The sequence below is a fragment of the Sinorhizobium chiapasense genome (assembly GCF_045277575.1).
In the GTDB taxonomy this organism is placed as follows: Bacteria; Pseudomonadota; Alphaproteobacteria; order Rhizobiales; family Rhizobiaceae; genus Ensifer; species Ensifer chiapasense_A.
The window spans coordinates 1,855,545-1,880,994 of the sequence record NZ_CP144205.1 but is presented as its reverse complement, the minus strand read 5'-3'; the positions used below and the strand labels follow the sequence as shown (position 1 = coordinate 1,880,994).

Here is a 25,450-nt window from a genome sequence, read left to right as displayed (position 1 = left end):
CCAGGAGACACGCCCATCGCTCCATCGTCAGAGAGCGAGCTCACTGTCCTTGATGTCGCTGATCGGCGCAAGGAACGGCAGTTCGAACGGGCGCAACTCATGGCGCTCGGCGGTGAGCCGCGGCCAGTCGGGATTGACGAGCGCGCCGCGGCCGAGCGCGATCATGTCTGCCCCGGCTTCCATCACCGCTTCGGCGCGCGAAAGATCGTGCAGGCTGCCATTTGCAATGAGGAAGAGACGCGGCGCGTGGCGACGGGCAAGCGCGACGAGCGAGGCCTCTCCGCCCTCGAAGGCCGGCTGCCAGGCTTCGAACTCGGTCACGTGCACGAAATCGGCCGGGCTCTCGGCTAAAGCCCCGAAGACCCTCGCAGCACCCTGTTCCCGCTCCGCCCATTTGTGCCGGAAGTCGTTGACCTTGCCCTGCGAGATGCGCAGCCCGAGCGGCACGGAAGGGCCGATCACCGCGCGCACCGCCTTCAGGACCTCGAGTGATAGCCCGAGGCGCTCGACAATGTCGCCACCCCAGCGATCGGTGCGCCGGTTTGAGAAGTCGGTGAAGAACTGGTCAAGCAGATAGCCGTTGGCGCCGTGGATCTCGATGCCGTCGAAGCCGGCGACCTCGATCGCCAGGCGGGCGGCATTGGCGAAGCCCTCGATCGCCTCGGCAATCTCGGCCTCGCTGATCTCGCGCGGCAAGGCATAGGGGCCGTCACCGTGGTAGCCGGTCAACTGGCTGCCCTTCGGACGGATGGCGGAAGGGCCCACCGTATCAGGACGATGGGGATTGCCCTGTGCCAGGGCGCCGCCATGCATGAGCTGCGCGAAGATGCGACCGCCGGCAGCATGGACCGCGTCGACGATCGGGCGCCAGGCTGCCGCCTGTTTCCTGTCGGTGAGGCCGGGCTGGTCCCTGTAGGTCTGGGAATAGGTCTTGTCCGTGTAGATGCCTTCGGTCGTGATCAGGCTGAAGCCGCCGCGGGCGAAGCGTTGGTAGTAGCTGAGCATGCGTTCGCCCGGGACGCCGGCGGCCGAAGCGCTGATGCGGGTCATCGGCGCGACCGACAGGCGGTTGGTGAAGTCGAGCCCCTTGAGGGTGATTCCGGTGAGAACGGGAGACGGCAAGATCTGCGGCGCGTTCATGTCAGCGGTCTCCGTCGAGCGCGATCGCTTCGATCTCGATCAGCGCCTGCGGCGAATAGAGCGAGGAGACCTCGATGATGCTGTCGGCGGGGTAGGGTGCGGAAAACCACTTGCGGCGGAGTTCGATGATCTTTCCGAAATTCTCCATGGAGCGCAGGAAGATCGTGACCTTGACGATCCTGTCGAGCCCGGAGCCGGCCGCCTTCAGCGCGCGGTCGAGGTTGCGGAAAGCCTGATCGGCCTGGCGGTCGAAGTCGCCTTCGCCGACGAGCGCGCCGTCGTCGCCGATCGCCGCCTGGCCCGAAACGAAGACGAAGCCGTTGGCCTTGATCGCCTGGGAGAGCAGGAAGGGCGCATAGGGATCCGGCTTGGTGACGACCTGTTCGAGAGACATGACTTGTCCTTTCATGCTTGAGATTTTCTCAGCTCGGCGCTGTTGCCTTGGCTGTTGCAGGCAATATGCTGGGCCGAAGTCAGGCTGACAAAGGACGATTCCTCAGCCGACAGATGAGTTGAATTCATCCATTGGGGGGGTGCGATGAGAAAGCTGCCGCCGCTCGGCGCCTTGCGGGTCTTCGAAGCGGCTGCCCGGCGGTTGAGCTTCAAGCTGGCCGCCGAAGAACTGAATGTTTCGGCGACTGCCGTCAGCCACCAGATCCGGCAGTTGGAGGAATTGCTGGAGGTCAAGCTCTTCGAGCGCGAGACGCGACAGGTGAAGCTGACGGCGGCCGGCAAGACGCTGTTCCCGGTGCTGCGCGACGGTCTCGATCGTTTCGAGCAGGCGATTGCCGACGTTCGCCGTCAACAGGCGGGCAAGGTGGCGCGTCTAACCTCCACCGTCGCCTTCGTCGCCAAGCGGTTGGCACCGCTTGCCGGCTCCTTCCGCGAAGCCTATCCGGACTGGACGCTGAGGCTCGACGCCTCCCACCGGACGGTCGATCTGGAGGCGGATGCCGATGCGGCGATCCGTTTGGGCGGCGGTGACTATCCGGGCCTCGTCATCGAACCATTGTTTGCCGATCGTTTCGCCCCGGTCTGTACGCCACGGCTGGCACCGGCGAGTACTGCCGATCTCAGACACATGACGCTCATCCATTACGACTGGGGAACGCTGCGCCGCCACGATGCCCGTGCGCCGGTGTGGCGGCACTGGCTGGAGCAGGCGGGCATCGCAAATGTCGATGCGAGCGCGGGGCTTTCCTTTACCGATGAAATCCATGCCGTTCAGGCTGCGGTGGCCGGGCAGGGCATTGCCCTTCTCAGTCTCACGCTCGTGGCGGAAGAGCTTGCCTCGGGCATTCTCGTCCAGCCCTTCGAACTGACGCTCGAGAGCGACCGCTACGATCTCGTCTATAGCCCACGGATGGCCGATCGGCCGGCCACCCGTCTGCTGCGGACCTGGGTTCTGGCCCAATTCGGCGGGGGAGACTGCCGCTCCCTACCGTAATCGCCGATCTTCTCAATCGTCGAAGAGGAATTCCGGCTGCCAGCGCCGGCTGGTCAGGCGCAGGGACCGGTCGGGTTCGATGATGTAGGTTTCATAGACCTTCCGGCCATAGGAATCGATGAACTGGTGCGGCACGATGCTGCCGACCGGCGCCTTCTTCAGCTTGGTGCGCGGCTGGCCGCCATAGGTGATGCTGCCGGGGATCGGCTCGAGATTCGTCGAATAGCCGTAGTAGCTGGAGCCGCCCGCGGTGCAGCCGCTGAGAAGCAGAACGACGGAGAGGGCGGCAAGGGCGTGTTTCATGGCGGCGATCCTCGAATTGCGGGGGGCGCTTGTTGCGGAAGGCGCAGGCAGGTTCCTTGCCTTCGGACGGATTGCGGAACGCGCTGCAACGCTTTGATCTATTGTACAATTTCCTGATGCAAATCCAAGAGTGGGCAATCATGTCGGCAGCCATGGGTTTCGGCGGTGCTCACCTTGGGCGGGGCGACGGACGAGACAGCGCCGTGACCGCTCCAGGCCGCCGGGTGATGTGGGTGCGTTGCGGCCGTAACGGGAGAATTTCGCCTTCGTACCCAGATTTGTCGCTGAGCCGAATTCCGGTCCGGGGAAAGATACGTTACTTCTCCCGTGAACGTTCCGGCGGGTCGTGCGTTTCGGCTTCGTGCCTTACTCATTGCTCCGTCCGTCCCTTCCTGTGTAGACCGGGTATTGCATGACCGCCGAACAGTCTCTCGCGTTTATCGTCATCGGCGCCATGATGGCCTTCTTCATCTGGGGCCGGTTTCGATATGACGTGATCGCCTGTTCGGCGCTGATGCTGGCGGTGGCGGTCGGCATCGTGCCATTCGATCATGCCTTTGACGGTTTCAGCGACGATATCGTCATCATCGTCGGCAGTGCGCTGATCGTCAGTGCCGGGGTTGCGCGCTCGGGCGTGGTGGATGCGGCGATCCAACGGTTCCTGCCCAATATTTCGTCCGTGCGGGCGCAGCTCGCGCTGCTGGTCATCACCGTCACCGTGCTTTCCGCCTTCATCAAGAATATCGGGGCGCTCGCGATCATGCTGCCGGTCGCCTTCCAGTTTGCCCGGCGGTCAAACGTCCAGCCCTCCATCTTCCTGATGCCGATGGCCTTCGGGTCCTTGATCGGCGGATTGATGACCCAGGTCGGCACCTCGCCGAACATCGTCGTTTCGCGCGTTCGCCAGGAACTGACCGGCGAGAGCTTCACCATGTTCGATTTCACGCCCGTCGGCGCGACCTTGGCGCTTGTCGGCTGCATCTTCCTGCTCTTTGCCTATAAGCTGGTGCCGCAGCGCACCAGCCAGCAGGTCTCCGTGCACCAGGCGATCGAGATCACCGACTACACGTCCGAGGCCGTGGTCGCTCCCGGCTCGCCGGCGATCGGCAAGCCGCTCAGCAACCTGGTCAAGCTCGGCGACGGTGGTGCCGTCGTCATCGCCATCTTCCGTCGCGGCCTGCATCTGGCGCCGCTGCCCGACATCAAGCTCGAAGCCGAGGACATTCTGCTGTTCGAGGGTGGCCCTGCGGCGCTGGATCGCATCGTTTCCCAAGCCAAGCTGAAGATTGCCGGCGACCGTTCGCCCAATGGTCGCGAGAAGGCCGGGTCCGAGATCGAGGCAATCGAAGCGGTTGTCGGCAGCGGCTCGCCGCTCGAGGGCATGTCGGCCCAACGGCTGGCACTCTTCAACACGCACAACATCAACCTGCTCGCCGTCAGCCGCCAGGGCGAAAGGCTGAAGCAACGGCTCGGCAGCATCCGCCTGAGGGCAGGCGACGTCGTGGTGCTGCAGGGCGCGCGGCACGAATTGACATTCTTCCTGCAGGATTTTGGCTGTCTGCCGCTCGCCCAGCGCGAGATCCTGCTCGGCACCAGACGCAAGGCGCCGCTGCCGATCCTCGTTCTCGCCGCCGCCATGGGCTCGACGGCAGTCGGTGTCGTGCCGGTACCGATCGCCTTCTTTGCCGCTGCTCTTGCCATGGTGGTGCTGCGCATCATTCCCTTGCGCGATTTCTACCGCTCGATCGACGGGCCGATCCTCGTCATGCTGGCGGCGCTGATCCCGGTCAGCGATTCCCTGCGAACGACAGGGGGGACGGAGCTCATCGCGGGGTGGCTCGGCACCGTCGCCGCCGGCCTGCCGCCTGCGGGCGCGCTGACCCTGATCCTGCTTGCGGCGATGGCCGTAACGCCCTTTCTCAACAATGCCGCCACGGTGCTGGTCATGGCGCCGATCGCGGCCAGCTTTGCCGGGGCGCTCGGCTACAAGCCGGAAGCCTTCCTGATGGCGACCGCCATCGGCGCCGGCTGCGATTTCTTGACCCCGATCGGCCACCAGTGCAACACGCTCGTCATGGGCCCGGGCGGCTACCGCTTCAGCGACTATCCGCGCCTCGGCCTGCCGCTTTCCGTCGTGATCGTCATCGTCAGCGTGCCGACGCTGATGATGGTGTGGCCGCTGCGGTAGTTACTCAATGAATTACTCGGCCGGTGAACCTGTGCAAGGGCCTCTGTTGGTCCGGGGCGGTCACTCCCATTAATTATGGCTCAGGAGAATTTCGGCGCTTGAGGTGTGCCCGTAGATAATAAAGAAGCCATCTTCTTCCCTGAACGGGATACGCAGGTCTTTCAGAATGTCGCGCAAGGGGGCTGCGCAGTCGTCAATGCGGGGAGCCACCAATTGCCCCATGTGCACGCTGACTCTCGGTGCAACCTTGAGCCATTCAATAAAGATACCCATCGACGCTTCAGGCGTTCTCGCCCAGTCACCCCAATATGAAGGAGCCGCCTCAAACACCTCTGGATCGGCCGTCTCTGAAAGAACGAGCTTCGCCTGATAGGGTGGCGGGAACGGAAGCTTTTGGGCTATGGCCGTGCAAAGTGCCCGCCATTTGGTGTCATTCATATGAGATGTCAGGCCGCGCTGCTCGACGGCGCGGCGCACCTTGGCGGCCTCGTCCCTGCTACGCAAGCCGATGTACAGCATTCTACGATCCTATCCACCAAGAGCGCGGTTATAGGTCCCAGACTAGCCATTGACCTACCGTTGAGCAAGAACGGCCGTTGGTGCGAGGCGCTTGCGGCCTTTGGCTATATGGAGCGGTCCGAGTTCGGCGCGCGATTTGGGCGTTGGACCGAAGCAGGGCGCGCGCTTTTGCGTTGCGACGATCGTGCAGCTACCGCGGCAGAAGACTTCCCAATCCCTCCTGCAACTCCATAACAGCGAACCGCTCCTGCCGAAGCACCGGTGCCCTGTATCGGTTCATACGCTACCCGAGAATCGTGACGAGCACCGCCCCCCAGAGCGCCAAGAGCACGTTGCCGATCGCGTAGCCGAGACCATAGCCCAATGTCGGTACCTGGCTTCCGGCACTTTCCTGCACGGCGGCGAGCGCCGGCGCCGACGTTCCGGCGCCGCAGCAGGTGCCGGCGAGCACGCCTTCATTCATGCGGAACACCCAGCGGCCGAGCGCCAGGGCCGCGAGATGCGAGACCAGGCAGATCAGGAAACTGGCGATGACGAGCGCCGGGCCGGACTGGACGAGGCCCGTGACGAAGCTCGGGCCGGCCGAGATGCCGACGCAGGCGATGAAGGCACAGAGCCCGACGCTGTCGAAGAACCAGAGGGTCGCCTCCGGCACGAAGCCGAAGGTACGCCGGACCGAGCGCAGCCAGCCGGCAACGAGGCCGGCGATCAGCACGCCGACCGCAACGCCGAGGCCGATTTCCAGCGCTCCGAGTTTCAGCGCCGGTATGCCAATGAGGCCGCCGAGGAAAATGAAGACGCCGACATAGACCATGTCGGTCGCCGTCGTCTTGCGATCGGCATAGCCGAGCAGGGCGGCTACGTCCTCGACATGGCGCTTGGCGCCGGCGATCGACAGTACGTCGCCCCGGCGGACCGTCAGCCCGGGGAAGATCGGGATCGGCTGGCCGGCACGCAGGATGCCGCGCAGGAAGACCGAGCGCGCTTCCGGCTGCTGCTTGAGCTGCCACAGGCGTTTGCCGGCGACATCCCTGTTCGTCAGCACCACGTCGAGGATTTCGACCGGGATGTCGAGAAGCTCGCGATCGTCGACCTCGGTGCCGATCCGGCCTGCATAGTCCACCAGGAAACCGCGAAGGCCCGCGACCGCGATGATGTCTCCGGCCTGCAGCCGTTCTTTCGGGGCGGGGGAGATGATCTCGTTGCCCCTGCGGATCTGCTCGATATAGGCCTTCTGATGCTCGGGCACCTTCGCTTCTGCTTCCGCGACGGTGAGGCCCACCAATGTGTCGGCGATCTCGAAGGCGCGCGCTTCGATTTCGCGGCGGGCGGTATCGCCGCGGTTATGGGGGGCGATGTTGAGCTCGGCTTCGAGCTCGGCGCAGGCCTCTTTCAGGCTGCGGCCAAACAGGCGCGGTGCGAGCTGCGACTGGACGAGGATGGCGGTGACGACGCCGACGAGATAGGCGACCGCAAAGCCGGTGGCCACGGCGGATTCGAACTGGCTGGCGGCTTCGGGTGTCGGCGCCGTCTTGCGGAAGGTATCGATCGCGACGCCGACGGTCGCCGATTCCGTCGCCCCGCCGGCAAGCACGCCGGCGGCCGTGCCGAGATCGAAAGCGAAGAAGATCGAGAGAAGGACCGCTACCGCGAGGGCTGCGACGCAGAGCGTCACCGTGACGGCGATCTGGGGCAGGGCATCGGCATTGAGGCTCTGGAAGAATTGCGGGCCGGTGCGATAGCCGATGGCGAAGAGGAACAGCAGGAAGAACGCCTGCTTCACGTCGTTGGACAGTTCGGCGCCAGTCTGGCCAATGAGCACGCCGGCCAACAGGCAGCCTGTGACGGCGCCGATGGTCACGCCGAAGATGGTGATCTTGCCGATCGCGTAGCCGATGCCGAGCGCGAGGAACAGCGCGAGCTCCGGATGCGCCCGCAGGATGCTGAAAAGGTGGTCGATCACGCGGCGTCTCCTCCTCGCTCAGGCCGAATGGGTGCCTTCAGCCTGATGATGCGCTGCCTGACTGCCGGCAGGATCCCGCCGGAAAATCGGGGTGTGGCTGAACTACAGGGGCGTCTGCTTCTGGCTGAACCGCATGTTCCTTCAAACGCGATCGCAGGACAAAAACACGCGGGCATTCAAAGTGCCTGCGCCGGCCTATGTGTGTCTCACAAGACGCGCCGCGCTGGAGGCGGAAGCGGCCGGCCACCGACTGGTCGGCCGCCTCGATTGGTCAGCTGATCTTCAGGCCCTTGGCCGCCTGGTAGGTCTGGACGTAGCCGCGCGCCACGGAGCGCACGGCGCGGCCGATCTGCGAATAGGCATCGTCATTGAGATTGGCGAAGGAAACGCGCGCCGACCAGCTTGGCGCATCGAAGCCGGAACCGTTCAGGAGAACGATGCCGTGGTCTTCGGCGAGCCGGAAAGGAATGTCGAGCGGGTGGATGTTGTCCTTCACCCAGGTGACGACATCCTGCCCGACATATTTGCGCAGCCAGAACTCGAAATCGATGATGCCGTAATAGTGGTCGAAGTAGATGCCCGGGTTGGACTCGACCCCCATGCCCTCGACGAGGTTCCAGAAGCGCTTGACGCAGATGGCGATGCAGGCCTTCTGGTAGGCCTTCTCGACGTCCATCAGTTCGACCAGGCTGAAGAGCGTCATCATGACCTGCTGGGGAAGCGAAAGGCCGGCGGTGTGGTTCAGCGCCACGTCGCGGCTGTCGGCGACGATGCGGTCGATGAACTTCACCTCGCGCGGCTTCGGCGTCATTGCCTTGTAGCGCTTTTCGAGCAGTTGCTGGATCGGCTCGGGATGCGCCTTGATCTTCGCGTCGAAGATATTGTCCTCGGCAACGGCGATCACACCGAGGCGCCAGCCGGTGCAGCCGAAATATTTCGAATAGGAATAGACGCCGATGGTGTTGCGGGGCAGATGGCCGAGCAGGGACTGAAACCCGGGCACGAAGGTGCCGTAGACGTCGTCGGTGAGGATGATCAGATCAGGACGCTTGTTGTTGACCAGATCGACCAGTCGTTTGATCGAATCCGGATCGAGGGCCACGGCCGACGGGTTACCGGGATTGACCAGGAACAGCGCCTTCACCTCGGGGTTTTCCAGCGCCTTGATATCCTCGTCGGTGAACTGGAAGCGGTCTTCCTGCTCGGCGCTGACATTGATCGTCTTCAGCGTGTAGTCTTCAAGCTGCGGCATTTCGAGGTAGGGCGTGAAGATCGGCGTGCCGAGCGCGATCGTGTCGCCGGCGTTCAAGATGCGGGCGTTCTTCAGCGCCTTGAAGATGTAGCACATGGCGGCGGTGCCGCCTTCGACCGGATAGAGATCGAACTTCACGTCCGGCCGGTGGCCGGCGCACATTGCCCACATCAGATATTCATGGGTCACGATCTCGTTGTGGTGCAGCGCCCGGTCCGGAACCGGATAGTTGTCGCCGATGATCGAGTCGGTCAGTTCGTGCACGAAGGCATCCGGGTCGAAGCCGAAGGTGGTGATGGCGTAGTCGACCGCGCTTTGCAGGGTCCTTGCCGGCGGAACGCCTTCGTCCTCTTCGTCCACGTCGGACGTCACCTGCAACTGCTTCTTGATCCATTTCTGGAAGCGCTGATGCGCGCCGTCCTGGGGCGGCATGCCCGCGACGCCGGCCTTTGGGTCGTAATAAGCGCGCTTGGCTTCCGTCAGCGCGAACTGGCCGAGCAGGAAGAAGGCTTCGCGGGCCCGCGTCGCCGTCCAGTTGGGGTTGCCGCGGCCGGCATTGAGGAAGGCCTTTGCGGATTTCTGGGCGCTGACCTTGGCGAGCTTGATCAATTCATCCTTGATCTCGAACGGGCTGAGGTCGGAAATGCTGTCGTAGAAGTTTCTGTCCAACATGATCCACACTCCCTGTGAATTTTGAATGATGTTTTGATTTCAGGCCCGCCTCAGGCGAGCATGATGACGATGACGAGGCCGAAGATGGTCAGCAGCGTGTTGCCGATGGCGTAGGGCATGCCGTAGCCGAGCGCAGGGACCTTGCTCTTGGCCGCTTCCTGGATCATGCCGAGCGCCGCCGTCGTCGTCCGGACGCCGGCGCAGGCGCCAAACAGGATCGCCGGGTGGAAGCGGAAGACGAAGTGGCCGATGAGCACCGAGGCGATCATCGGGATGGAGGTTGCGACCACGCCCCAGATGAAGAGCGAGATGCCGACTTCCTGCAGGCCCGCGACGAAGCCCGGGCCGGCGCCGATGCCGACGACGGCGATGAAGATGTTGAGGCCGAGCGTGTTCATCAGCCACAGCGCCGGCGAGGGGATCCGGCCGAAGGCGGGGTAGGTGGTGCGCAGCCAGCCGAGCACGAGACCGGCCAGCAGGGCGCCGCCCGACGTGGAAAGGCCGATCGGGATGCCGCCGATCGTCAGTGTCAGCGCACCGACCATCGCGCCGATGAAGAGGCCCCAGCCGAGGAAGGCGATGTCGGTGGTTTCGACCGGACGGTCGGCAAAACCGAGCGCCTTGATCGCCGCTTCGACATGCCGCCTGGCGCCACCGATGGTGACGATGTCGCCCCGTTCGACGGTGGTGCCCGGCAGGACCGGGATCTCGACCAGCGAGCGCACGATCTTGCGGGCATAGACGCCGCGTGCCCAGTCCTCGGTGCTGACATCGGCAAGCGTCTTGCCGGCGAGCGCCTTGTTGGTCACGTAGACGTCGACGACCTCGGCCTCGGCGTTGAGGAGTTCCTTGTCCTCGACTTCCGTCAGCTTGGAATCCAGGTTTTCGACGAGCAGGGCTCTGCGGCCGGAGAAGGCGACGATGTCGCCCGGCTGCAGCACGGTATTACCATCCGCCTCGATGATCTCGTTGCCGCGGCGCAGGCGTTCGACATAGACGCGGATGCCGGGAAGCAGGTTTCTGACCGGAGTTCCGGTGAGGCCGCTCGCCTGATCGATGCGATAGGCCCGGAGCCCGAAATCGTGATAGGCGCGGGTAATCCCGGGTTCGCTGCTCTCGGAGCCGCCGCCGAGCTTTGCCTCATATTCCTTGCAAGCGGCCGGAAGATCGATACCGAGAAGTCTTGGCCCAAGCTGGGCGAGGATAATCGCGGAGCCGATCGTGCCCCAGATATAGGTCACCGCATAGGCGATCGGAATCTGGTCGGCAAAGGTCTTGGCCTGCTCGGGCGTCAGCCCGAGCGAATTGATCTGGTCGGTCGCAACGCCGATCGCGGCCGAGATCGTCTGCGATCCGGCATACATGCCGGCGCCGTAGCCGAGCGGAAGGCCGGCAATCAGCGCGCAGAGATAGGGAACGACGAGGCACAGCACCAGGACCGAAAGGGCGAAGGCGATCTGCTTCGGCCCGTCGGTGCTCAAGCCCCGCACGAATTGCGGGCCGACACCGTAACCGACGGCGAACAGAAAGATCAGGAACAAGGTGGATTTCAGGTCACCGGACACCTGGATGCCGAGCTGCCCGATAAGAACGCCCGCAAGAAGCGTGGCGGTGACGTTTCCGAGATTGAAGCCCGCGACCTTGATGGGGCCGATCAGGAAACCGATGCCGAGGGCGAGGAAGACGGCAACCGGAGGATAGGTCCGAAGCGTCTCGACGAAGAAGTCAATTGGGTTCACTGCTATCCCCTGTAGAACGTTGAGTGGCCATCACTTCATTTCGGGACTTGCGCGGCTAGGTTGATTTTCGGTGGCTTGTCGATGCCCAATCCCAGTTCGCCAATAGTCTCTTCGGCCGTTGATTTTCTCAACGGTCATGGGGTTACGTAAGCGTAACGTACGTTAAACTTCCCGGATTTTGGGCATAGTGCGTGCCAAGGAGGGCGCGTCGGCGTCGGTCCGCAAGCATCGGTCCGGGCGGTGGTGATCGGCGTGGGAAGGCAGCTTCGGGAGCGCGGCGGCGTTTCGTTCCGATCCGCGGGCGCGGTCGCGTCGCGGCACGACCACCAATTTTTGCATTGATCTTTGTAATGTTATTTTATAACAGTCACGCATGACGAAACGCCGCATGTTGATAGATTCGGAGCCCATGCCCCCAGCAGTTGTTTCATCCAGCGATTCATGCGAGGAAGGCGTTGATGGTGCTGCGTCCGCGGAAATGCGGAAGCGGCTGAAAAGGGAACACGGAACGGACGACCCTGACGGGACCGAAACCGTGGCTGCCCCCGCAACTGTGAGCGGAAAGCGCATTCACACCATGTCACTGGCGACAAGCCGGGAAGACGTGGATGCGCCGCGACCCGCGAGCCAGGAGACCTGCCATCGAACCGATCAACCACAACGGACGGGGTGTTCCGATGGAAAAGAACTGGCTTCCAAGCGACGGTCATCCGTCCTCCTGCCGTTTCGCCATCTCTTGCCGTCAGTCCCACGGAGAGAGAACATGGCCGAGACGACTTCCCGACAGCACAAGATAACGGTCTCTACCGATTGCCGCTTTACCGGTGGCCCGTGCATGCCCGGCGCCGAGCTCATAAAGCGTCTCAACCGCAGCATTGCCGCGCTCGGCGAGCCGCTCGATCGCGATTTCTCGATCGCCGGCACGGTCTGCATGGCGGCCTGCACGCGACCCTGCACCATCGCTTTCCAGGCGACGGGCAAGGCGACCTATCTCTTTGGCGGCATTTCGCCCGAGGAGGATATCGACGATCTCGTCCGCTTTGCCGCCACCCATGCCGAGCGCGGCGACGGCATGGTGCGTGCCGCCGACCGGCCGCGCGGGCCGAAAGGCAAGACGCTTGCCCGCATCCCGGCGGCGATGCTCGTCTCCGAAGACGTTGCGGGTCACTTCCAATGACGGTGCGGGGAGGGATGAGACCATGACCTGCACCGCAACAGGAGCCGCACTTCGCGTCGAGGGGCTTTGCTGGGGGCCGCGCCCGGGGCTGAAGCTGGTCGACGACATGGACTTCGCGATCGCGGCCGGCAGCCGGCTTGCGATCCTTGGGCCGAACGGGGCGGGCAAAACCTCGCTCTTGCGCTGCCTTTACCGGGCGGTGCAGCCGAACGCGGGCCGTATCAACATCGACGGCGTCGACCTCTGGTCGATTTCGGCGCGCGAAGCGGCAAAGACGATCGCCGTCGTGCTGCAGGAAATGCCCGGCGATTTTCCGTTCAGCGTGCGCGACGTCGTGATGATGGGGCGTATCCCGCGGCGGGAAGGGCTCAACGGCTGGACGGAGACGGACCGCGAGCGCGTGCAGCACGCGCTCTCCCATCTCGATCTCGCCCATCTTGCCGGCCGCCAGTTCTCGACGCTCTCGGGCGGCGAAAAGCAGCGGGTGCTGATCGCCCGGGCGCTTGCCCAGGAGGCGCGCGTCATCATCCTGGACGAGCCGACCAATCATCTCGACATCCGCCACCAGCTCGAAATCCTCGAGCTGTTGCAGACGCTGAAGCTGACGATCGTCTCGACGCTGCACGACATCAATCTCGCCGCCGAATTCGCAACCGACGTGGCGATCGTGACGGCGGGGCGGCTGACGGCCTTCGGAACGCCCGAGGACGTGCTGAGCCCGCGGGCACTCTCCACCGCCTTCGGCGTCACCGCCACCGCCCACGGCACTGTCGCTGCCGGCGGCGCGCGCTTTTCCTTTTCACTTCCTCGACAGGGATCCATTTCATGAAGATCAACATTGCTTCCTCTGCCTTCCTGTTTCTCATCGCCACGGCTGCGCCCGCGCTCGCCTATCCGGTCACGGTCAAGAGCTGCAACCGCGAGGTGACCTTCGATGCCGCGCCGAAACGGGCGATCGCCAACGACGTCAATCTGGTCGAGATGATGCTGGCCTTGAAACTGCAGGACCGCATGGTCGGCTACACCGGTGTCTCCGGCTGGAAGACGCTGGATGAGAAGTTGCGCGAAGGCGTGAAGGAACTGCCGGAGCTCTCGGAGAAATATCCGACCAAGGAAGTGCTCCTCAACGCCGACGCGGATTTCTTCTTCGCCGGCTGGAACTACGGCATGAAGGTCGGCGGCGAGGTGACGCCCGAGACGCTGGCCCCCTTCAAGATCAATGTCTACGAACTCACAGAATCCTGCATCCACGTCATGGCCAGGGAAAAGCCTTCGATGGACGACATGTTCGTCGATCTCCTCAATCTCGGCCGCATCTTCGGCGTCGAGGATCGCGCCGAGGCGCTGGTCGCGGGTTATCGCAGCCAGCTCGCCGACATCACCAAGGCCAATGCCGGCCGCGGCAAGCCGATCCGCGTCTTCGTCTATGATTCCGGCGAGGAAAAGCCGTTCACCTCGGGCCGCTTCGGCATCCCGACGGCGATGATCGAGGCCGCCGGCGGCGCCAACATCATGGACGATGTCGACAAGAGCTGGGTGGAAGTCTCCTGGGAGCCGGTGATCGATCGCAATCCGGAGGTCGTGGTCATCGTCAACTACGGCGAGGTGAAGGCCGAGGACAAGATCGCCTTCATGAAGAACAATCCGGCCTTTGCCAATATCGATGCGGTCAGGAATAACCGTTTCGTGGTGCTCGATTATGTCGAGGCGACGCCGGGGCCGCGCAACGTCGACGCCATCGCCCGGCTCGCCAAGGCTTTTCACGGCGAAGGCCTGTAACCGATGCTGGCCGAGGATACGTCGCCTGGTCCCGTTGCCGTTTCGCGGGTCCCTCCCGTTCGGGCGATCCGCGGCGGGGTAGGGCTGTTCGCGGCCCTGCTGCTGCTTCTCGCGACCGTGACCGCGGGCGTGTCGCTCGGCTCGGCGCCGATTCCTGTCGCCACCGTCTGGTCGATCGTTGCAAGCAAGCTCGTGCCCGGCAGCATCGAGGCCCTCTGGTCGGCAGGCCGAGAAAGCATCGTCTGGGACGTGCGTCTGCCGCGGGTCTTGCTGGCGGGGCTCGTGGGTGCCGGCCTGGCGCTGACCGGCGCCGTGCTGCAATCGGTCACGCGCAATCCGCTCGCCGATCCGCATCTGCTCGGCGTCTCCTCGGGCGGCGCGCTCGGTGCGATCGTGGCGCTGCTCCACACCGGAATGATCCTTGGTCTTCTCACGGTGCCGCTCTTTGCCTTTGGCGGCGCGCTCCTGGCAACCGTGCTGGTCGCCTTCGTTTCCCGCGCACTCAGCACCAGTGCCGATCGCCTGGTGCTCGCCGGCGTCGCCGTCGCCTTCGTGCTGACGTCGATCGGCAACCTCATGATCTTCCTCGGCGACCCGCGGGCGACCCACACGGTGATCTTCTGGATGCTCGGCGGCCTCGGCCTCGCGCAATGGCCGCATCTCATCTATCCGGCGCTGGTGCTCGTCGTCTCGCTCGGCTGGCTGGTCGTCCGGTCGCGCGAGATCAACGCGCTGGCCATGGGCGATGAGACGGCGACGACGCTCGGCATTCCCGTGCGCCGCTTCCGCCTGACGCTCTTCGTCGTCACCGCGCTCCTGACCGGGGTGATGGTGGCCTTTTCAGGCGCAATCGGCTTCGTCGGGCTGATGGTGCCGCATTTCGTGCGGCTCTTTGCCGGCAGTGACAATGTCCGGGTCATTCCGCTCTCGGCCTTCTTTGGCGCCTTGACGCTGATCATGGCCGACCTCGCCGCCCGCGTCATCATGGCGCCGGAGGACATGCCGATCGGCGTCGTCACCGGCATCGTCGGCGGCATCGCCTTTGTTGCCATCCTCACCCGGCGCGCGTAAGGCGTGCATCGACATTGGGCGTGCGTGCATGGACATGGGCCGGTCCGCGCCTATGTCTTAGAGCATCCCACTTTCAAGTGGAATCACTTGAAAGCGGAAAGATGCTCTAGAATCAAAGTGCTAGAGCGACCTTAGTGCATTCATCTGAATGCACGGCGCTCTACAGCGCCGCGCGTCTAATCAGATGCGCAAAGGTCGCTGTAGAACTTTGATTTGCTGCATGTCTTTGTCCTTAAATCGAGGTCGATTTAAGGAGACATGCAGTAGCGCATGCATGGCTGCCGATCAGGCGTCGAAAGGGGCGGGAGTGGCAGCAGAGGGGCACGAGGAAGCAAATGACGAAGGACGTTGAAATCTGCACGCCTGACGACGTTTTGAACTTCTGGTTCGGCGAGCTCAGCTATGACGACTGGTTCACGGTGAGCGGCGAACTGGATGCGGCCTGCATTCGTCGGTTCCAGGCGTCGCATCTGGCGCTCGCCCGCGGGGTGAGCGAGATCTGGCGGGCGACGCCGGAAAACCGGCTGGCGGCGATCATCCTGCTCGAGCAGATGCCGCGCAACATGTATCGCGGCACGCCGCTGGCCTTTGCGACCGATTGCCTGGCGCTGCACGAGGCGAAGCTCGCCGTGGGCATCGGCGCCGACATGGCGATCAAGCCGGAGGCGCGCGCCTTCGTCTATCTGCCGTTCGAGCATTCGGAAAACCTGACCGACCAGACCATGTCGGTGAAGCTTTTCACCGAACTCGGCGACGCCGACTATCTCGACTATGCCATCCGGCACCGCGAGGTGATCGAACAATTCGGCCGCTTCCCGCACCGCAACGCCTTCCTGGCCCGCGTCTCGACGGAGGCCGAGCTTGCCTATCTGGCACAGCCCGGCGCCGGTTTCTGACGAAAAATCCGGCGTTGGAGTGCAATTGGCAGCGGCTTTTGCATCTTTCCGCCGTCTTTCGTATTCACATCGCATTGTGATGACCACTGACGCGATTCCGCATCACGGTCTCAACCTGCAAGGATCATGAAATTGCGTTCTGTCGGAAAATTGCCTGCCATTCTCCTCTGCCTGCTGGCGCTTGCCGCTGCGGGGCCGGTCATGGCGCAAAAGCCGGCGCAGCCGGCACAGGCGACGGCTCAGAACGCAGCACAGCCGGCGCAGAAGACGGCGCCCGCTCAGTCGGGCCAGACGGCAACGCAACCGGCCGGCAAGACGGCGCCGGCGCAGGAAGGTGCGCAACCCGCTGACAATAGTGCGACGCCGGGCGCGACTCCCGGCGCTGCCACCGAGCCGGCCGCGACTCCCGCTCAACCGGCGCAGACGGCAACGCCGCCCGCCGAGCAGACGGTACCGGCCGATGCCGCGCCACCGGCTCAAACCCAGGCGACCGAGCAGCTCGCCAAGGCCGGCGAGGAGCTCAAGCGGCTGACCGACCTCGTCGACAAGGCGAAGGACGACGATACCGCGCTTGCGGAACTGAAGGTCCAGGTCGATGCGCTCTCGAAACAGATCATCGGCGTATCGGTCTCGACCCGTCCGCGCCTCGACGAGATCAAGGCGCGGCTCACCGAACTCGGCGACCCGCCGGGCGAAGGGCAGCCGCCGGAGGCGGACATCGTGTCCGCCGAGCGCAAGCGGCTCGTTGCCGAGCGCGGCGCCATCAACGCGCTGACCGGCGAGGCCGAGGGCCTCTCGGTTCAGTCGACCAAGCTTTCCAACGCGATTACGGCCACGCGCCGCGCGCTATTTTCCAACACGCTGCTGAAGAACACCGAAGTCTCCGGCACGATGTTCAACGACGCCCTGTCGGCGACGGCCGACGAGACCCGCGTGCTGACCCGCAGCGTCACCAGCTGGTTGAGCTTTGCCTGGAACTACAAGCGCGTGCAGTTGCTGACGGCGCTGTTCCTGTCGCTGCTGGCTGCGCTCGTCTTCCTCGCCGGCAGCCGCAGGCTCTTCCGCCCCTGGATCCAGCACGATATCACCGACGAGGAGCCGAGCTATTTCCGGCGTCTGTCGGTGGCCTTCTGGTCGACCATGATACCGACGCTGGCTTCCGCCGCCTTCGCCGTGTCGAGCTTCTTCTTCCTGCACTCGTTCAACGTGCTGCGCTCCGACATCGCGCCGATCGTCGCCATCACGCTCGGCGTCAGCGTGGTGGTGTTCTTCATCACCCGGCTTGCCCAGGCAGTGCTTTCGCCGCGCGATCCGCGCTGGCGGCTGGTCCGAGTTTCCGACCGCGGCGCCCGGATGTTGATGATCGCGATCTTCGCCATGGCGCTGGTCAACGGCCTCGACTACCTCTTCGGCGGCGTCAGCGAAGCGCTCGGTTCGCCGGTCGTCTTGACCGTGGTCAAGAGCTTCGTCGCCTCCATCGTCATCGGCCTGATCATCATCGCCTCGGCCTGGATCCGGCCGACGCTTCGCAAGGACGACGACTTCGACGCGCATGGCCGGTCCTGGCCGCGCTTGGTTTCGATCGGGCTTGTGCTGATCGGTCTCTCGCTGATCGTCGCTGCGGCCTCCGGCTATGTCGGTCTTGCCCGATTCATCGCCACCCAGATCATCATCACCGGCGCGATCCTGGTGACGATGTATATCGGCATTCTCACTGGCCGGGCGGTGGCGAAGCAGGGCGCATTCGGCGAGACGGCTGCGGGACGCTATCTCGAACGGCGCTACAATCTCGAGCAGGTGGCGCTCGATCAGATCGGCCTCGTGGCGGGTCTGAGCATCTATGCGCTCGTCGTCCTGTTCTTCATTCCGCTGATCCTCCTGCAATGGGGCTTCCAGATCGCCGATATCGAGGCCTGGGCCTATCGCGCGGTCACCGACATCAAGATCGGCTCGATCACCATTTCGCTGGTCGGCATTCTCGCGGGCATCCTGTTCTTCGCGCTCGGCTATGCCGTTACCCGCTTCGTCCAGCGCTGGATCGACGGCAACATCATGGCGCGAAGCCGCGTCGATGCCGGCGTGCGCAACTCCATCCGCACCGGCATCGGCTATACCGGCGTCGGCCTTGCCGGCCTCATCGGCCTGTCGGCGGCGGGCATCGATCTCTCCAACCTCGCGCTCGTCGCCGGTGCCCTCTCGCTCGGCGTCGGTTTCGGCCTGCAGAACATCGTCTCGAACTTCGTCTCGGGGCTGATCCTGCTCGTCGAGCGGCCGTTCAAGGTGGGCGACTGGATCGTCAGCGGCACGACGGAAGGTTTCGTCAAGCGCATCTCGGTGCGCGCCACCGAGATCGAAACCTTCCAGCACCAGTCGATCATGATGCCGAACTCGCTGCTGATCAACGCGTCGGTCGGCAACTGGACCCACCGCAACAAGCTCGGCCGTTCCGAAATCGCCGTTACCGTGAGCTATGCCAGCGATCCGCGCCGGATCATGGAGCTGCTTTCCGAGATCGCCGCCGCCCATCCGATGGTGCTGAAGAACCCGTCGCCGAGCGTCGGCTTCACCGCCTTCGGCGACGAGCGCATGACCTTCGAGCTCAGGATCTACGTCGCCGACGTGTTGACCGGCGGCGGCGTGCGCAACGACCTGCGCATCTCGATCTACGAGCGCTTCCGCGACGAAGGCATCGGCGAGCCGTTCCCGGTGAAGATCGAGGACGTGCCGGTCGAGGACCAGACCGGCATCGAAAGCGACGAGCCGGAGAAGGTGGGCGAGCCGAAGGGCGCCACGTCCGCCGAAGCAAGGGCGTCCGCCGAGGCAAGGGCGCCGGGCAGGACGAGCGCTTCCGGCAGGAAGACCGCGTCCGCGGCGCCGCTCGACGAGGAGGGCGAGGTGGAAGAAACGCGCAATCGCCGAAGCGCCAGCCGCCGCGCGAATCCAAACCGCTGATAAACGGCGCATTCACGGCCTATTCAGCCAGCCCAGGATAAAAAGCATGCAATTCTTCCGGTGAGCGCTTGCAGCGCCGCGCGTCGGATCAGACGCGCAAAAGGTCGCTGTAGCACTTTGATTTGCTGCATAATTCCAATTCTCAAATCGATTTCGATTTAAGAAATTATGCAGTAGGCTGGCACCGGCTGAAGAGGTGGCCGGCGCAACGTCGCGAAACCGACGGGGCGGCCGGCTCGGCGAGAGGGGCGGCGCGTCGGGCGCCGATGGGCGATGAAGAAATTTGTGATTGCATTGCTTTCCGGCGTGCTCGTGGCCGGCGCGCTGGCTGCGGAAGCGGCATCGGCCGCGACCGTCACGAACAAGGACGGCGAGACCGCCGTGCTGGTCGTCGTCGAGGGCGAAAGCCGTATGGAAGTGGCAATCGCATCCGGAGCGACGGAAATGATCTGCCCGAGCGGCTGTTTCGTGACGGCGCCGAGCGGCGACCGCATCGGCCTGCAGGGCGACGAGAATGTCGAGATCGTCAACGGCAACGTCGTCGTGAAGTAACCCTCCATCCTACGGCAACGGTGCAAGGGGCGTGCGCCGTTGCCGGCAGCGTTCAGGCTTCGAGCGTGCGGCCTATCCCATAGGATGATCGCATCAAGCAGCTACGGAACCAGTCGCCGCAATGGCGGTTTAAAGATGGTTGATGATCCATTACCGGGGTCATGGCACGGGCCGGAGTCTTCCTCTTGGCTGGGCCCAATTTGAGAAGCACACTCTTTCCCTTGGCCCCACGTGACGGCGGGGCCATTTCTTTGCGGCTCTGCTTCAAAAACCCTCGCGGTTGGTTGCCTTATTGTCGGATCAGCCCATACTGTTCTTACCTCCGGGCAGGTGATACGGGCCCCGGCGGCTGGAAGACTAATCGCTTTCGCCCCAATTCAGGAGGTCGCGCGATGTTTTCCACGGCCAATCCAAAGGCGCTTCTCCCTCACGAAATGAACCAGATCGAGCAGATCTTCACCGACATTCTGCGCGCGCGCGGTCTACCACGCGATTGCGAGACAGCACGCTCGATCGCAAGACAGCTGATCAGTGGCTACCAGAGGGGCATCCGCGACAGCGTCGCCCTGAAATACATGATCAGTTTCGACAAAAGATCGGTGTCAGGCGCGGATGCCGATACACACGACCAGGGCAGCCGGGAGATTTCAGTGCCGGAGATTGCCGGTGGAATGAACGACCAGATCAGCCCCGACGACCTCGATATGCTTCAGGGCATCATCGACCGCGTGTGCACCTGTTGCAGCATTCCGCGTCATGGAAAGCGGGCCGATCGCCTGGCTCGGCATCTGACGGATCGGTTCCGCAAGGGAATGTCCGATGAGGGCGCGCTGTTCGAGACCGCCATGTGGCTGGAGCTGCACCCTTTAGATCAACACCGCTCGGACGCCTGAATGCGGAGCGCCCATTCGGGGCGGTTCCTGCTTGATTTACGCAATCTGAAGCGGCGGGGCTTGCTCGCGCGACACTGGCGGCCTTGGGGGAGCCTCTACTGGAGGCAGAGGCTCCTGGGGGCTGTTCGCGACTACAATGGATGAGGCCTCTGCAGTCGCTCCTCACATGCTACACTCGAGCGATTGGAGCACAACTCATCCATTTTGGGTAAGGATCGGCCCCGTCAGATCGAGGCCGATGCGGTGACCGTCACCCAGGCTGGGTATGAGGTCGAGGAAGGAAGGACCGCCATGAAACTCCAGCTTATCCGCAACGCCACCCTCAAGCTCGACTACGGCGGTCACACGGTGCTCGTCGATCCGTTCCTTGGGCCGAAACACAGTCTGCCGTCCTTTGCCGGGCGGTCCCCCAATCCGCTGGTCGACCTGCCCGTCGCGATCGACGAGATCCTTGCGGGTGTCGAACTCGTCATCATCTCGCATCTGCATGAGGATCACCTCGACGATACCGCCAAGGAGCGGGTGCCGAAGGGCCTGCCGATCTTCTGCCAGCCGGGCGATGAGGAGGCGATACGTGCAGCCGGCTTTCGCGACGTCACGCCGCTCTCCGGCAAAGCCAGTTGGCAGGGCCTGACGCTGACCCGGCGCGACGGCAGCCATGGGCTTGGTCCTGTCGTCCAGGACATGGGGCCTGTCATCGGTTTCAGCCTCGAGGCGAAGGGCGAACCGACGGTCTACTGGGCCGGCGACACGGTCTTCTATCCGCCCGTCGAGACGACGATCCGCGAAACCAGGCCGGACATCATCGTCACCCATTCCTGCGCCGCGCGCTGGAACGGCGATCTCATCGTCATGGATGCCGAGCAGACGATCAAGGTCTGCGAGATGGCGAAGAACATCGCCGCGCACATGGAGGCGCTCGATCACGCGACGCTCAGCCGCAGCGAGCTCAGGGCAGCCGCCGATGCCCATGGCATACCCTTGACGAAGCTGGTGATCCCTGATGACGGCGAAGTGCTGACGTTGATACCGCCGGTGGTGTGAGGCGCGGCGCGATCTTTCAGTTCGTGCGTAGGCTTCACGGAATCGAAAATATGCTGATTTCGTTGGTGATGCCGCGTAGCGCGACATTGTGCGACTGCGGATTGAGGCCGCGGTCGCTGAGGAGATTCGAGGCGCGCGGGTCGTCGAGCACGGAACTGGTGGCGAAGATCTCACGCGAGCTTGCAAGGTGCTGGACGCGCGAGGCGATGTTGACCGTCTGGCCGAAATAGTCCTGGCGCTCGTTGAGGCTGACGGCGATGCACGGTCCCTCGTGAATGCCGATCTTCAAGAGCAGATCCTCGGAGCCGCGATCCTCGTTCAACTGGCGCATCGCCTCCCGCATCCGCATGGCCGCCGCAACCGCCCGGTCCGGCGTCGGGAAGGTCGCCATGACCGCATCGCCGATCGTCTTGACCACGGCGCCGGCTTCGGCGGCAACGATCTCGTTGACGACGCTGAAATGGGTCTTCACCAGATCGAAGGCCGCGAGATCGCCGACCCGTTCGTAGAGCTCGGTGGAGCCGCGCAGATCGGAAAAGAGAAAGGTGAGGCTGGTGATCTTCAGCCGCTGATCCACGTCGATCGTGTCGGTGCGGTAGATGTCGCGGAAGGTCTGGTTGGAAAGCAGCCGCTTGGCCGTCAGGAACGGCCGGCGACGGCCGAGAATGTCGTGCAGGGCGTCGTTGGCGATGCACACCGAGGGCAGGGTGCGGACATCCGTATGGTTTTCCACCTGGATGCGCAGCGGTCCCGGCGGCATGGTCAGCGCCTCGTCGTGGCGGTGGCCGCGATCGAAGACCAGCGACAGGGTGCGCCGCTCCCTGGTCGGCTCGCCCTTGACGTCGATGAACTGCGCGGCATGCGTCACCGGTTCGAAGACGATGATGAACTCCGCGGGCAGTTGCAGCGAGATGACGGCCTTTTCTCCGGGCGGCAGCTCCAGCGCCTCCAGCACGAAATCGTCGATCCTGGCTTCGTAGTCCTCTTCCGGCAGCTCGATGCCGGAGCCCCAGTAGATCTGGCGGAAATACTCGAAGGGCGACAACTCGTGCGGGCTGTGGGCTTCGATATGGCGCACCCGCGGGTTCACGGTGAAGGTGACCTCCACCATCTCGTCGAGCGTCGGCTCATAGCCGGCGGCGCAGAGCGAGCAGGTATAGGTATCGCTCTGCACGGTCTTCAGCGAGGTGTTGGCGTCGAGCACGCCGCCGCAGCCGGGGCAGAGCACGTTCCAGGAGAGTTCGAAGAGGCCGAGGCGGGAAGCGTGCAGGAAAGCCGCGATCGTCTTTTCCTCGTTCAGCCCGTGCTCGGCCGCGAAGGCCAGCGCATTGACACGGCAGAGCTTGCGGTCCGGCGCTTCCCGGACAAAGCGCTCCAACGCGTCGGCGATCTCAGGCTGCACGGTTTGGCGCAGCATGTCGAAGAGAGGCTGAGCTTCACTCATGGTGGCATCTTATACTGAAAAGAGCCGGCGCGGCAGCCGGTTTGTCGGGCAGGTTCGAGTGCCGGAGACGGCGCGGGCCGGCCTTCCGCCACTGTAATCCACCCGACGACGAGGCCGGAGAACGGCCTCGCAGCTCATTCCGAACTACGCCGCCTTCCGGTCGCGGCCGAAGGGGTCGCCGCGCACCGATTCCGTGTGCAGCGCGGCCACCCATCCGCCGTTCTCGCGGATCCAGGTCGTGGCGTCGGCGGCCTTCAATGTCAGAGGCTGCCCGTCGACCTCCATCTCTTCGGTCACCGTGTAGGCGATGACGGCCACGTCCTCCCGTGGAAAGATGACGCTGACGTCGTCGAGCCGGAACGATCTGAGGCTCCAGGAGCCCTCGGCCTGCTCGGCCATCCGGCGGTAGTCGTCCCGGGTGAGCACGGTCGCACCTTGCGCCCCCACGACGATCGACCGTTCGGGCAGCATCGCCACGGACGCCTCGGTATCCTTCTCCATAATGGTTCGCCAGAATTCCTGTTCGAGGTCGATGATCTCCTGTCTTTCGGCATGCATGGTTCGTATCCTCCATCCGGAATACCCGCAGAAGACGTGGAAAGCCGAAAAGTTCCCTGCCGACACCAGGCCTGCGGGACCAGGCACGGCATCGCGCGCTGAGATCGCTTTAAAGATCGCCGTTACGGGAACCCAACGCCCGCGTGCGTCGTTTCCCGGTCTGACATCAGCCGTTGCGCGACAGGATAAGGTCATGACGATGCTCTCGGGAAAGTGCCTTTGCGGTCAGGTGCAGGTTTCGGTGCGCGGTGAGCCAACGCGGGTCGGTATCTGCCATTGCACCGATTGCCGGCAGGAAAGCGGCTCGGCCTTCACCTTCTATGGCATCTGGCCTGCCGATCGCTTCGAACACACCGGCGAGACCTCGGTGTTCCAGGGGCGCCGCTTCTGTCCCCGTTGCGGTTCGCGGGTCTTCTCGGCCGACGACCAGGAGGCGGAAGTCAAGCTTGGCATCCTGTCTGAAGCGCCGACGCCGCTTGTGCCGAGCTACGAGCTCTGGATCAAGCGCCGCGAGCCGTGGCTGAGGCCCGTCGAGGGAGCCGCGCAATACGAAGAAGACCGCATATGAAGACAAGCGCCCGCGTGCGCCTTGCGAATATCCCCCAGAGCTTCGACGTAGCGGCCGAGCGGATGCGCGGTTCATTTTTCGCTTCCCTTAAATGAGCATCGATTCAAGAGTAGGATTGTGCTTTAGATCAAGGCGTTGCTGCGGTGCCGCGTTGCGTGTGAAGTCGGCGGGCTGCTGGGGGAGTGTATGTCGGCACGGCCATTGTTGAGGATATCGGACGTTGCCAATGGCCTTTTGGCGGCGGCGGGTCTCATTGTGGTTGCCGCGCTGACCGCGCCGAACTTTGGCGCCGGAGTGCGGCTTGCCCTCGAGGGGTTCCTCGCCGGTATCTGGGGCGTCTATGCGCTGCAACTCACCGACACGCTGATCGCGCTTCGGACGAAGGGCGGTCCTGTGCCGATGTCCGAAATCACGATCGACCTCCTGGCCGTCGTCGTTCCGCTGGTCGGCTTCCTCCTTGCCGGCCCGCAGGATCAGAGCCTTTATTGCGGCATCTGGCTGTTAAAGCCGCTGCGCCATTCCACCTTCTTCCGGCTGCTGGGCCGGGTCGTGTCACGGGCTGCCCCCAGTCTTGTCGGTGTCACCTCGCTCTTCGGCATCGTCCTCTTCGGCGCATCGCTGATCGCCTATCTCATCGAGCGTGATGTCCAGCCCGACAAGTTCGGCAGCATTCCCCAGGCCATGTGGTGGGCGGTGGTCACGCTGTCCACCACCGGTTATGGCGACGAGATCCCGCAGACACTGGCCGGGCGGGTGCTTGCCGGGCTGGTGATGATGAGCGGCATCGGCATCTTCGCGCTCTGGGCCGGCATTCTTGCCACCGGCTTCTTCGAGGAGGTGCGCCGCCAGGATTTCGTGCGCAATTGGCAGTTGGTGGCCGCGGTGCCGCTGTTCCAGAAGCTCGGCTCGGCCGCCTTCGTCGAGATCGTCAGGGCGCTGCGTCCGCGGATGGTGCCCGCCGGCGCCGTCATCTGCCGCAAGGGCGAGGCGGGTGACCAGATGTTCTTCATCGTCGAGGGGCGCGTGAGCATCGCGACCCCATCGCCGACACCGGTCGAGCTCGGCCCCGGCAGCTTCTTCGGCGAGATGGCGCTGATTTCGGGCGAGCCACGATCGGCGACCGTCACTGCCGCCACCGAGGTCTCGCTGCTGTCGCTCTATTCGGAGGATTTCCAGATGCTGTCGAGCAGCAATCCGGAGATCGCCGAAGTCATTCGCAAGACGGCCGAGGCGCGGCGCGGCCAGGCACCCAAGGGCTGACGGCAGCGCTGCGTCGGGAGTGACCGCGAAGTC

Annotated in this window: 22 protein-coding genes and 1 riboswitch; of the genes, 13 read left to right on the top strand and 9 right to left on the bottom strand. The window is 63.9% G+C overall.

Features of this window, described 5'->3' with window-relative positions:
• Positions 1–27: 27 nt before the first annotated feature.
• Positions 28–1,140, bottom strand: a complete 1,113-nt coding sequence (locus tag QM996_RS09085) for an NADH:flavin oxidoreductase (RefSeq protein WP_500270142.1) — start codon at positions 1,138–1,140, stop codon at positions 28–30.
• A 1-nt stretch (position 1,141) separates the two neighbouring features.
• On the bottom strand, positions 1,142–1,534 hold the full coding sequence (locus QM996_RS09080) for a RidA family protein (protein WP_173516896.1): 393 nt from the start codon (positions 1,532–1,534) through the stop codon (positions 1,142–1,144).
• Between the two features lie 144 nt (positions 1,535–1,678).
• On the opposite strand from QM996_RS09080, the gene QM996_RS09075 reads away from it, so the two are divergent.
• Positions 1,679–2,587 (top strand): LysR family transcriptional regulator, encoded by a 909-nt coding sequence (locus QM996_RS09075; RefSeq protein ID WP_500270141.1) that lies wholly within the window; start codon positions 1,679–1,681, stop codon positions 2,585–2,587.
• A gap of 12 nt (positions 2,588–2,599) precedes the next feature.
• Here the strand turns inward: QM996_RS09075 and QM996_RS09070 are convergent, their stop codons facing one another.
• Positions 2,600–2,890, bottom strand: coding sequence for a hypothetical protein (locus QM996_RS09070; RefSeq protein ID WP_500270140.1), 291 nt, complete (start codon positions 2,888–2,890; stop codon positions 2,600–2,602).
• Between the two features lie 412 nt (positions 2,891–3,302).
• Here QM996_RS09070 and QM996_RS09065 point away from each other — a divergent pair, with 412 nt between their 5' ends.
• Positions 3,303–5,078, top strand: a complete 1,776-nt coding sequence (locus tag QM996_RS09065; RefSeq protein ID WP_500270139.1) for an SLC13 family permease — start codon at positions 3,303–3,305, stop codon at positions 5,076–5,078.
• 69 nt (positions 5,079–5,147) lie between these two features.
• Here the strand turns inward: QM996_RS09065 and QM996_RS09060 are convergent, their stop codons facing one another.
• The 4 genes from QM996_RS09060 to aspT all read right to left on the bottom strand — a co-directional run bounded on the left by QM996_RS09060 (position 5,148) and on the right by aspT (position 11,223).
• Positions 5,148–5,597: a DUF6678 family protein gene (locus QM996_RS09060; RefSeq protein WP_500270138.1), complete on the bottom strand. Its 450-nt coding sequence runs from the start codon at positions 5,595–5,597 to the stop codon at positions 5,148–5,150.
• A gap of 283 nt (positions 5,598–5,880) precedes the next feature.
• Positions 5,881–7,560, bottom strand: a complete 1,680-nt coding sequence (locus tag QM996_RS09055; RefSeq protein WP_500270137.1) for an aspartate:alanine exchanger family transporter — start codon at positions 7,558–7,560, stop codon at positions 5,881–5,883.
• A 271-nt stretch (positions 7,561–7,831) separates the two neighbouring features.
• A complete protein-coding gene (locus QM996_RS09050) occupies positions 7,832–9,484 on the bottom strand; it encodes a bifunctional aspartate transaminase/aspartate 4-decarboxylase (RefSeq protein WP_500270136.1) in 1,653 nt (550 codons plus the stop codon).
• Positions 9,485–9,534: 50 nt separating this feature from the next.
• The gene (gene aspT, locus QM996_RS09045; RefSeq protein ID WP_500270135.1) at positions 9,535–11,223 is read right to left on the bottom strand and encodes an aspartate-alanine antiporter; all 1,689 of its coding nucleotides are present in this window, start codon (positions 11,221–11,223) and stop codon (positions 9,535–9,537) included.
• Between the two features lie 442 nt (positions 11,224–11,665).
• Positions 11,666–11,881: riboswitch (cobalamin riboswitch) on the top strand.
• Between the two features lie 105 nt (positions 11,882–11,986).
• On the opposite strand from aspT, the gene QM996_RS09040 reads away from it, so the two are divergent.
• The 9 genes from QM996_RS09040 to QM996_RS09000 all read left to right on the top strand — a co-directional run bounded on the left by QM996_RS09040 (position 11,987) and on the right by QM996_RS09000 (position 21,587).
• Positions 11,987–12,400, top strand: a complete 414-nt coding sequence (locus tag QM996_RS09040) for a DUF1636 family protein (protein ID WP_500270134.1) — start codon at positions 11,987–11,989, stop codon at positions 12,398–12,400.
• A gap of 22 nt (positions 12,401–12,422) precedes the next feature.
• The gene (locus QM996_RS09035; protein WP_500270133.1) at positions 12,423–13,229 is read left to right on the top strand and encodes an ABC transporter ATP-binding protein; all 807 of its coding nucleotides are present in this window, start codon (positions 12,423–12,425) and stop codon (positions 13,227–13,229) included.
• Positions 13,226–14,179, top strand: a complete 954-nt coding sequence (locus tag QM996_RS09030) for an ABC transporter substrate-binding protein (RefSeq protein ID WP_500270132.1) — start codon at positions 13,226–13,228, stop codon at positions 14,177–14,179. The genes QM996_RS09035 and QM996_RS09030 overlap by 4 nt, the downstream gene beginning before the upstream one ends.
• Before the next feature lie 3 nt (positions 14,180–14,182).
• Entirely contained in the window at positions 14,183–15,250 is a 1,068-nt protein-coding gene (locus tag QM996_RS09025) for a FecCD family ABC transporter permease (RefSeq protein ID WP_500270131.1), read from the top strand.
• Between the two features lie 335 nt (positions 15,251–15,585).
• On the top strand, positions 15,586–16,146 hold the full coding sequence (locus tag QM996_RS09020; protein ID WP_500270130.1) for a DUF924 family protein: 561 nt from the start codon (positions 15,586–15,588) through the stop codon (positions 16,144–16,146).
• A 126-nt stretch (positions 16,147–16,272) separates the two neighbouring features.
• Positions 16,273–19,098, top strand: a complete 2,826-nt coding sequence (locus tag QM996_RS09015; RefSeq protein ID WP_500270129.1) for a mechanosensitive ion channel domain-containing protein — start codon at positions 16,273–16,275, stop codon at positions 19,096–19,098.
• A gap of 273 nt (positions 19,099–19,371) precedes the next feature.
• A complete protein-coding gene (locus QM996_RS09010; RefSeq protein WP_173516883.1) occupies positions 19,372–19,650 on the top strand; it encodes a hypothetical protein in 279 nt (92 codons plus the stop codon).
• 392 nt (positions 19,651–20,042) lie between these two features.
• A complete protein-coding gene (locus QM996_RS09005; protein WP_500270128.1) occupies positions 20,043–20,543 on the top strand; it encodes a hypothetical protein in 501 nt (166 codons plus the stop codon).
• Between the two features lie 291 nt (positions 20,544–20,834).
• The gene (locus tag QM996_RS09000; protein ID WP_500270127.1) at positions 20,835–21,587 is read left to right on the top strand and encodes an MBL fold metallo-hydrolase; all 753 of its coding nucleotides are present in this window, start codon (positions 20,835–20,837) and stop codon (positions 21,585–21,587) included.
• A gap of 34 nt (positions 21,588–21,621) precedes the next feature.
• On the opposite strand, the gene QM996_RS08995 is transcribed toward QM996_RS09000, so the two are convergent.
• Positions 21,622–23,031, bottom strand: a complete 1,410-nt coding sequence (locus QM996_RS08995; RefSeq protein ID WP_500270126.1) for an adenylate/guanylate cyclase domain-containing protein — start codon at positions 23,029–23,031, stop codon at positions 21,622–21,624.
• 144 nt (positions 23,032–23,175) lie between these two features.
• Positions 23,176–23,589, bottom strand: a complete 414-nt coding sequence (locus tag QM996_RS08990) for a nuclear transport factor 2 family protein (RefSeq protein ID WP_500270125.1) — start codon at positions 23,587–23,589, stop codon at positions 23,176–23,178.
• A 193-nt stretch (positions 23,590–23,782) separates the two neighbouring features.
• Between QM996_RS08990 and QM996_RS08985 the strand changes: the two genes are divergently transcribed.
• Positions 23,783–24,157: a GFA family protein gene (locus QM996_RS08985; protein ID WP_500270124.1), complete on the top strand. Its 375-nt coding sequence runs from the start codon at positions 23,783–23,785 to the stop codon at positions 24,155–24,157.
• A gap of 186 nt (positions 24,158–24,343) precedes the next feature.
• On the top strand, positions 24,344–25,417 hold the full coding sequence (locus tag QM996_RS08980; RefSeq protein ID WP_500270123.1) for a cyclic nucleotide-gated ion channel: 1,074 nt from the start codon (positions 24,344–24,346) through the stop codon (positions 25,415–25,417).
• Positions 25,418–25,450: the final 33 nt, after the last annotated feature.